This window comes from Acinetobacter sp. UBA1496, assembly GCF_002324975.1.
Lineage (GTDB): Bacteria > Pseudomonadota > Gammaproteobacteria > Pseudomonadales > Moraxellaceae > Acinetobacter > Acinetobacter variabilis.
The window spans coordinates 1-8,263 of sequence record NZ_DCRI01000080.1; the positions used below are offsets into that span (position 1 = coordinate 1).

The following is an 8,263-nucleotide window of genomic DNA, read 5'->3' on the forward strand; positions in this document are numbered from 1 at the left end:
TCAATGCGTAAGTCCTATATTTATCAAAAATTAAAAAAAAGGAGAAAAATTAAGCTGGGAATCTATTGTTCTAAATACGCAATGAAGTGTTTTATTTAAACCCATTATTTCATTATTTAAAATTTATTAAGCTATGTCTATTCCCGAACAATGAACGGACCAAATTAAGCAATGAAAATTTTACAGATCGATTCCAGTATTTTAGGCGATGCCTCTATTTCCCGTCAGTTGACTCAAGCTATTGTGGGACAGCTTCAACAGAAACATGGTGAAGCAGTTGAGCTCGAATATCTGGACTTGGCTGCACAGCCGATTCCACATTTAACTGCTGAAATTTTGATGGGTCAGAATCTTGAGCAGGCGGCTTTAGGTGAACAGATTTTACAGCAGTACTTACAGGCGGATATCGTGGTAGTTGGGGCCGCTATGTATAACTTCGGCCTACCTTCTACCTTAAAAGCCTGGATTGACCGCATTAGTGTGGCGGGACGTACCTTTAAATATACAGAAAATGGCCCAGTGGGTCTGGCAGGTGAAAAGAAAGTCTATATTGCCAGTAGCCGCGGTGGTGTTTATGGCGAACAAAGCCCAGTCGATTTCCAGGAAGCTTTCCTGAAAACTGTATTTAACTTTACTGGCGTAACTGATGTGCAAGTAATTCGTGCTGAAGGCGTCAATATGGGTGATGTAGCGAAACAGCAGGCAATTGAAACTGCGATGGCGCAGGTCAGCCAGATCTAAAAAGTGATAGATAATCAATGAACAGAAAAGGTCAGCAATCGCTGACCTTTTTTATGGCTTCTTTTAAATTTCTAGTCTTGATCTAGACGATGAGCAAATTCTGAAAGATCCGCCAGCGCTTGTCGGGCCTCTTCAAACCAGGCACTAAACATCTGAAAATTATGCCACATGCCGGTATATATCTTGAATTCAACCTCGACACCAGCCTGTTCCGCTTTTTCCTTGAAGCGTGTGGCATCATCCAGCAGGATTTCTTTAGATCCCACCTGTATATGCATCGGTGGCAAACCACTGAGATCGGCAAAAAATGGGGAAATTTCCGGATCGCCACGATCCATTGCACTCGGTACATAATACTGAATCCCGGTTTTCAGGGTTTCAATCGACAGCAGGGCATCATGTTTCTGATTATAGCGTAGTGATTCACTAGTCAGGGTCAGATCAAGGAAAGGGGAAAGTAGAATCAGTCCACTCACCTGTGGTAGGTCTTCCTGCTGTAACTTGAGTGCCAATGCCAACGCTAGATTAGCACCACACGAATCTCCGGACAGAATAATATCCTTAGCCTGAATGCCCTGATCTAATAACAGATTATAGACATCAAATAGGGCCTCCAAAGGTTCAGGATAAGCAGATTCAGGAGCCAGAGGATAATCAATATGCAGCACCTGCATCTGGGTGCGAGCGGCAATCTGGGTCATAAAGGCACGATGGGTATTTAAGGAACCGAGATAAAAAGCACCACCATGAATATGGAAAATCAGCTGGCTGGATTCCTGCTGTGGTTTGATTTCCTCGGCATGTACACCTGCCAGCCGGAGCGAACGGATTTGTACGGACTTATCTTGCGGAAAAATCTTGCACATCTGCTCCAGTGCGACCCGTAAGGAGCTTGGAGGAAGATTGAACCGACTAGGCGCACGGATGGTCGCTTTTAAAAGACTTTCTGTAATTAATTGTTTCGTCACGGGGCTCATCTTCATCTTCTTTCCATCTTTTTCTGCTTTTATTGATTATGTGGATTATTTACCAACAATATTTACAAGGTTACACTAAATAGTCACAGGTAAAAATTGCAAAATTGTTGTGACTTTTTAATACTACATCGGTCTATCTCAGACTAGGGAAATGAAGAAAAATGAAAAAAATTACGCTAATGTTAGGACTACTCGGCTTATCTGCGCTGGCTAATGCTGCAGATCCTTTAAATGGTACTGTTTGGAAAACGATTGACGACGAAACCAAACAACCAAAGGCTATAGTAAAATTTACTGAGCAAAAAAATGGGACATTGTCTGCAAGCATCCAGTCGGTATTAACACCAGGTGAAGAAAATGCTTGTACAAAATGCGAAGGTCCATATCACAATAAATCGCTGAAAGGTTTAACGATTGTGAAAGGCCTGAAAAATACAGGTGGAACCAGCTATGACAGTGGTTCGATCCTAGATCCAAAATCTGGTAAAACTTATAAGCTGAAAGGTAACCTGACAGATGGTGGTAAGAAGCTTGAGCTGCGCGGTTATATCGGCGTGTCTGCTTTAGGTCGTAACCAGACATGGATTCGTGCCAAATAATGGATCATGACCGTTCTCTAAAAACTACCATAAAAAAAGCCTGACCTCTATCAGGCTTTTTTTATTCTTCCAGTTCATCTGGAATGATTAGTCTTTTAGCTTTTGATAAGCGGCTTCATCAAAACCAGCGATAAAACCAGTTGCAGTCTGTAATACCGGACGTTTGATTAAGCTGGTATGAGTAGTTAAGGCGGTAATCAGATTATCTTCACTGGCAAGCGCATTTTCCTGTTCTTCTGCAGTGAGTTTACGCCAGGTAGTGCCTTTCTTGTTCAGTACCACATCTTGGCCTAAAGCATCCAACCAGGTTTTAACCGTATCCGCGTCGATCCCCTGTTTTTTATAATCATGAAATTCGTAAGCCAGTCCCAATTCATTAAGTAAATCAAAAGCTTTTTTCATTGAATTGCAGTTTTTAATGCCATAAATCTTGAGCATGCTCGCTGTATCCCAAACAGTTTATTTATTGATGGCTTAGCTTAGCTGAATTTATGCCGATCGCCTATGTGCTTCCAAGAAGCTTGTTTTTAAGCAATATTTAAAAGACATGTCATTCGATTGACATCGTTTAAGAGCAGAATGGGTATTAAAAAGTAAATGGTAAAGTTTAAGAATAAGAAAAAAATGAAGGTACTGAAATGAGAAAACCCGCATCTAATCATCCTGATTATGCGGGTCTCAATACAACGTCCGTTGTCACATCCATGAAAAACAAGCTAAATCTGATAGTTTGTTTTATTTTCTTCCTACGGCGTCCTGTCCTTATAGTGTCATCCTGACATATCCCTGTGCCGTGTGAGTATCATGCGCTATTAGGGTCTGAAGATAAACCTGAAAATACGTCATGTAGTGTAGGTAATAAACCTTAATTGAGTGAACGATTGTTCACTCAATCTTTCGGTCAGTTTTAGATTTTATAGTCAATAATCACGGGTGCATGGTCACTAAACCATTCATCTTTATAGACCCAGGCATTTACAGTACGGTCTTTCCAGTCCGGTGAGCAAGCCTGATAGTCAATCCGCCAGCCCACGTTCTTGGCGCGGGCTTGTCCACGATTTGACCACCAGGAATACAGTTCGGCTTCTTTACGAACTTCGCGGAATGTATCGACATAACCCAACTCATCATAAATATGATCTAACCAGGCACGTTCATGTGGCAAGCAGCCTGATGCTTTCTGGTTACCGGACCAGTTTTTAATATCGATGCGTTTATGCACGATGTTGTAATCACCACAGACAATTATGGATTTGTCTTCATCGCGCCATTGTTTCAGGATCTTTTTATACTCTTCCAGAAAGTGATCTTTACGTGCCTGCGCTTCATCGCCCGAAGAACCTGAAGGTAAATACAGCGAACAAATATGTGCTGTTTTTTCCAGACCCAAATCAAATTCTGCCGAGATAAAACGGCCTTGAGAATCGGCCAATTCAAAACCCAGACCATCGGTAATCGAAACGAAAGGCAGACGGCTATAAATCGCTGTACCGGCATAACCTGGACGCTCGGCAGGGAACAGGTGGCTATACCAGCCTTCAGGCTTAAATTTGTCAGTCCACTGCGCATGGGTAATCCGGCTTTCCTGCATGCAGATCACATCGGCATCAGACTGTTCGATCCACTCCAGCAAGCCCTTGCTGACAGAAGAACGTAAACCGTTGACATTAATTGAAACGACACGAAGAATTTTTTGATCACCTGGATAGCTACTCTTTGGTATCATGCGCAAGTCTTACCCTTAATTAATGGATTTAGGAGCACCTCATGCCAACGCCAGCTCAGTTTAACCCGCAAGCTTTTATCGAACTCGCATTATCACGTGGTGTGCTTAAATTTGGTGAGTTTACTTTAAAATCAGGACGTGTGAGTCCTTATTTTTTTAATGCTGGTTTGCTCAATGACGGTGAAGCCTTGTCACTACTGGCTTCTGGCTATGCTGCAAAATTAACTGAATGTGACAATGTTGAAGTGATTTTTGGACCAGCATACAAAGGCATTCCTTTTGTAGCGGCTACAGCAGTGGCATTGTCTCAAAATCATGGCGTAAGCGTGCCATGGGGCTTTAACCGCAAAGAAGCCAAAGATCACGGTGAAGGTGGTGTGCTGGTAGGTGCTTCAGTGGAAGGGAAAAAAGTCTGGATCATTGATGATGTCATCACCGCGGGTACTGCGATTCGTGAAGTGGTCACCATCCTGAAAAATGCCGGTGCGCAAATTGCCGGTGTACTGGTTGCTCTTGATCGTCAGGAAAAAGGCCAAGGTGAATTATCTGCTATTCAGGAAGTGCAAAAAGAGCTGGAAATTCCAGTACATGCACTAATTACCATGAAAGATTTAATGAATTACCTAGATGCAAAAGGCGATAGCGAAGCATTGGCGAAAATGGAAGCTTATCGTGTGAAATACGGAATCTAAAATCTGATTCACCAGATAAAAAGTAAAGCCTTAGTAATCTAAGGCTTTACTTTTTATGGGAAGAAAAATTCTGTTCAGGCGACTGTATTTAAAAGAAATATAAATAATAAGATAGAAATTTTGATCTAGATAAACTTTAAATTTGATAAGTTATATTATCTTCTTCAAAATTAAATTTTATATAAATATTCTTCTCAATATATAAATCTTGATCAAAATTATTTTATCTAAAAAGAACAATATTTTTAAAAGAAACTCATTAAAGCATGAATTAAACCTCATAAAGTCTCTTTACAAATAAAATGAATAAGATAGTTATGGTCATTGTTTACAAATTGTAATCCGCCTATATTAAAATAAACATTAAGTAATTAATTATAAGAATTTCATAATTTTAATTGATTTAAAATAAGAGTACTAGGAATGGATTACTGGAACAGTGTTTTATTTATATCGATTATAACGGTGGTAGGTTTGGCCATTATTGTCATGCTGGTGGGCTACAAGATGTGGAAAAACCTGGTGGTGACTTTACTGATCTCTACAACAATCGGCTTTCTGATCATATGTACTATTAACTTTATCTTTGGTGAAAATCTGAATTTGCCCTGGATTCCTGATCAGAGCTGGCATCATAAAATTACCTTGGAAATTGCCCTAATGAGCTTACTGATTGGCGGAGTCAGTACCTTTATTATTATGCTGGGAACCATGATTTCAAAAAATAATCGTTAAATCATAAAATTAAGTGCATTTATCAAAAAATATAATACCTTTATAAGCAAGGTATTATTATTTTTATTCAGGTTTTTTAATCAATTTTATAAAGAAGACAAAATACTTAGGGTGAGTATATATACTATGTTGATTTAGAAGATATTAATCCTCATGTATTTCACATTTTTTGCAGTCCAATAAGACGCCTAGTTTTTCTTTGCGGCCTTGTTCAGTCATGACCCAGGGACGGTTTTGCCAAGGGGGATTATGCCGCACATGCTGACCATGGCCACAGGCCAGTTCAGCGACCCAATGATTTTCTTCATCCAGATGAAAGCCGACAATTGCCTGCTGCATGATAAGTGCTCTTGTTGATTAAAGTATTTAAGCATTTATACAAAATTAGTCATGCAAAATCACCATAAACAAAAGAAACTGCACAGGCTATACTCCTTGCTAATGTATTTTTAAGAAAGAGCACAGAGACATGCGCGTACTTGTTGTGATGGATCCCATCGAAAATGTAAACCTGAAAAAAGATTCAACCATGGCCATGTTATGGGCAGCTGCACGCCGTGGACATGAACTCGGTTATGCATTACAGCAAGATTTATATATCGGCCAAGGTAAGGCCTTTGGTCTGATCTCGCCTTTGCAGGTATTTGAAGACTATAACCATTACTACGAACTGGGTGAAAAGAAAAAAGAGTCGATTGCGGCTTATGACGTGGTGCTGATGCGTAAAGATCCGCCATTCGATATGAACTTTGTTTATACCACTTATATTCTGGAACAGGCAGAACGTGAAGGGGCATGGATTATCAACAAACCGCAAAGCCTGCGCGACTGCAATGAAAAGCTGTTTGCTACTCAGTTCCCGCATCTGCAAGTTCCGACTTTGGTAACGTCGCAACAAAGCCTGATCCGTGAATTTTTAAAAGAGCATGTCGATGTCATTGTAAAACCACTGGATGGTATGGGCGGCACCGGAATTTTCCGTCTCTATCAGGATGGTATCAATATTGGCTCAACCATTGAAATTCTGACCAACAATGGTAACCAGCCGATTATGGCACAACGTTATATTCCTGAAATTGTAGAAGGGGATAAGCGCATCCTGATGATCAATGGCGAACCTGTGCCGTATTGTCTGGCCCGTATTCCGCAAAATGGTGAAGTGCGTGGCAATCTGGCAGCAGGTGGTTTAGGCCAAGCGCGTCCATTAACTGAGAATGATAGAGCTATTGCAGCGCAAGTGGGTCCTTATCTCAGAGAAAAAGGTCTGGTATTTGTCGGTCTGGATGTGATTGGCAATTATGTCACTGAAATTAATGTCACCAGTCCAACCTGTATCCGTGAAATTGATACCCAGTTTGGTACCTCCATTGCAGATGATCTGTTTGATGTACTGGAAGCCGGTCTGGGTCAAGCCTAAGCTTTCAATAATAAAAAAGAGTCTCATCTAAGGCTCTTTTTTATTGGGCATAACGCTTGAATAAAAGCAAGGTCGTTAAGATTCCTAATATAGAAAGGCTGGAACGGCCGCGATATAAGCCCAATTCTGTGTGGTCGAAACCAGTGCTGCGCTCAAAGGCGGCACAGAAAATTGAGCACAGGCTGAAAGCTGTAAAACCAGACCGACACTGGCTGCTGCGGCATTGGCACGCGGGGCATGCTGCAAAGTAATGGCAAAAACGGTGGTCGGGATGATTCCACCAATCAGTGAAAACAGTACAGCACTTATAAACTGTAATTCGAACATGAGCCATGAGCTAACTGCAAACGCCAGAAAACTGCTACATAGCATGGCTATAAATCCGGTGCTGAATAGCGTCTTGGGTTTCCAGCCACGTTGTAACAACATACCTGCACCAAAAGTTCCGCCCAGATTAGCAAGTACCACGATTGAAACCAGAACGCCTGCAACTTTTAAATCAATACCGTGTTCAACATACATGCTGGGCAGGAACCCGGTCACGGTAATCCACTGACTGGTATAACAGGCAAAAATAATAGCTAAACACAGAATGGGGGGATGGGTGAGGGTAACTTTGACAATCTGCCAGAATGAAGTATTTGACGGTACTGGTTGAGTCGTCGTGTTGGACACAAATGCCGCTGAATCTATTTGTAGGTATCGTTTAATGATGCCTGCAATGACCAAGCATAGACTGCCAAGAATGGCCCAAATATTTTGCCAGTTCAGGTATTCGAGTAAAACAGGAATACTAAAAACAGCCAGACTGACACCCACGCCCATATAGGAACTCCAGAGTCCCATTTTAAAATTCAGTGTTTCAGGCCGGCTGATCCGTTTTAAAATTGCAGGCGCACACAAGGAAATAGTTAAAAATCCAATCCCTTCAGTAAAGCGGAAGAAATATAAGGCTGTGGCATGCTGAATCCAGAGGCCAGCGATACTGCTCAGTCCTAAAATGATTAATGCCAAAATCAGGCAGCGCTTTAAACCTACTTTTTCCGAGAAAGCACCAATACAAAGGGCAAATAGTATCCCGGCCCCTTGTACTAAAGACAGGGAAAACCCGGCTTGCATAAAACTTAAGCCTAAATCCTGTTGCAGAATGGGAATAACAGCAGACAGTTTACCGACATGCATGGCCGCCAGATAACCGGCTAAAATAATCCATAGATCACGTATTGATATTTTTGACATCTATAATGCTTGAATCCAGTTAAGGAATAGGCGGATCAATTTGAAAAAATTTATATGGATATAGGGATAACATAAAATTTTATTCAGATTTATATGATTTAGGCATAAGTTAATAGGATAGGACTTACGCACTATTA

General features: G+C 41.1%; 9 protein-coding genes and 1 pseudogene. 5 read left to right on the forward strand and 5 right to left on the reverse strand.

The genetic code is table 11. From position 1 onward, the window contains the following. Positions 1 to 171 precede the first annotated feature (171 nt). Entirely contained in the window at positions 172 to 741 is a 570-nt protein-coding gene (locus tag B3143_RS09250; protein ID WP_286740179.1) for an FMN-dependent NADH-azoreductase, read from the forward strand. Positions 742 to 812: 71 nt separating this feature from the next. On the opposite strand, the gene B3143_RS09255 is transcribed toward B3143_RS09250, so the two are convergent. Further along, a complete protein-coding gene (locus B3143_RS09255; RefSeq protein WP_286740180.1) occupies positions 813 to 1,724 on the reverse strand; it encodes an alpha/beta hydrolase in 912 nt (303 codons plus the stop codon). 155 nt (positions 1,725 to 1,879) lie between these two features. Here B3143_RS09255 and B3143_RS09260 point away from each other — a divergent pair, with 155 nt between their 5' ends. Beyond that, a complete protein-coding gene (locus tag B3143_RS09260) occupies positions 1,880 to 2,317 on the forward strand; it encodes a DUF2147 domain-containing protein (protein ID WP_004781465.1) in 438 nt (145 codons plus the stop codon). Positions 2,318 to 2,404: 87 nt separating this feature from the next. Here B3143_RS09260 and B3143_RS09265 read toward each other — a convergent pair whose 3' ends face one another. After that, complete coding sequence (locus tag B3143_RS09265) at positions 2,405 to 2,755, reverse strand: Spx/MgsR family RNA polymerase-binding regulatory protein (protein ID WP_159124193.1); 351 nt, start codon at positions 2,753 to 2,755, stop codon at positions 2,405 to 2,407. 469 nt (positions 2,756 to 3,224) lie between these two features. Continuing rightward, complete coding sequence (locus B3143_RS09270; protein WP_286740191.1) at positions 3,225 to 4,043, reverse strand: exodeoxyribonuclease III; 819 nt, start codon at positions 4,041 to 4,043, stop codon at positions 3,225 to 3,227. Positions 4,044 to 4,084: 41 nt separating this feature from the next. Between B3143_RS09270 and pyrE the strand changes: the two genes are divergently transcribed. Next, complete coding sequence (gene pyrE / locus B3143_RS09275; RefSeq protein WP_286740183.1) at positions 4,085 to 4,735, forward strand: orotate phosphoribosyltransferase; 651 nt, start codon at positions 4,085 to 4,087, stop codon at positions 4,733 to 4,735. 423 nt (positions 4,736 to 5,158) lie between these two features. Further along, the gene (locus B3143_RS09280; protein ID WP_159124191.1) at positions 5,159 to 5,470 is read left to right on the forward strand and encodes a hypothetical protein; all 312 of its coding nucleotides are present in this window, start codon (positions 5,159 to 5,161) and stop codon (positions 5,468 to 5,470) included. A 144-nt stretch (positions 5,471 to 5,614) separates the two neighbouring features. Here the strand turns inward: B3143_RS09280 and B3143_RS09285 are convergent, their stop codons facing one another. Further along, positions 5,615 to 5,809 (reverse strand): DUF3565 domain-containing protein, encoded by a 195-nt coding sequence (locus B3143_RS09285; RefSeq protein WP_286740185.1) that lies wholly within the window; start codon positions 5,807 to 5,809, stop codon positions 5,615 to 5,617. 130 nt (positions 5,810 to 5,939) lie between these two features. Between B3143_RS09285 and gshB the strand changes: the two genes are divergently transcribed. Beyond that, positions 5,940 to 6,887 carry a glutathione synthase gene (gene gshB, locus B3143_RS09290; RefSeq protein WP_286740189.1) on the forward strand — a complete coding sequence of 316 codons (948 nt, stop codon included), beginning with the start codon at positions 5,940 to 5,942 and terminating at the stop codon, positions 6,885 to 6,887. Positions 6,888 to 6,927: 40 nt separating this feature from the next. Here gshB and B3143_RS09295 read toward each other — a convergent pair. Continuing rightward, a pseudogene (locus B3143_RS09295) lies at positions 6,928 to 8,126 on the reverse strand (CynX/NimT family MFS transporter). Positions 8,127 to 8,263: the final 137 nt, after the last annotated feature.

Excerpts from the sequence above, each read along its gene's own strand:
- B3143_RS09250 (WP_286740179.1), top strand. The coding sequence starts at position 172 with ATGAAAATTTTACAGATCGATTCCAGTATTTTAGGCGATGCCTCTATT.
- B3143_RS09255 (WP_286740180.1), bottom strand. The coding sequence starts at position 1,724 with ATGAAGATGAGCCCCGTGACGAAACAATTAATTACAGAAAGTCTTTTA.
- B3143_RS09260 (WP_004781465.1), top strand. The coding sequence starts at position 1,880 with ATGAAAAAAATTACGCTAATGTTAGGACTACTCGGCTTATCTGCGCTG.
- B3143_RS09265 (WP_159124193.1), bottom strand. The coding sequence starts at position 2,755 with ATGCTCAAGATTTATGGCATTAAAAACTGCAATTCAATGAAAAAAGCT.
- B3143_RS09270 (WP_286740191.1), bottom strand. The coding sequence starts at position 4,043 with ATGATACCAAAGAGTAGCTATCCAGGTGATCAAAAAATTCTTCGTGTC.
- pyrE (WP_286740183.1), top strand. The coding sequence starts at position 4,085 with ATGCCAACGCCAGCTCAGTTTAACCCGCAAGCTTTTATCGAACTCGCA.
- B3143_RS09280 (WP_159124191.1), top strand. The coding sequence starts at position 5,159 with ATGGATTACTGGAACAGTGTTTTATTTATATCGATTATAACGGTGGTA.
- B3143_RS09285 (WP_286740185.1), bottom strand. The coding sequence starts at position 5,809 with ATGCAGCAGGCAATTGTCGGCTTTCATCTGGATGAAGAAAATCATTGG.
- gshB (WP_286740189.1), top strand. The coding sequence starts at position 5,940 with ATGCGCGTACTTGTTGTGATGGATCCCATCGAAAATGTAAACCTGAAA.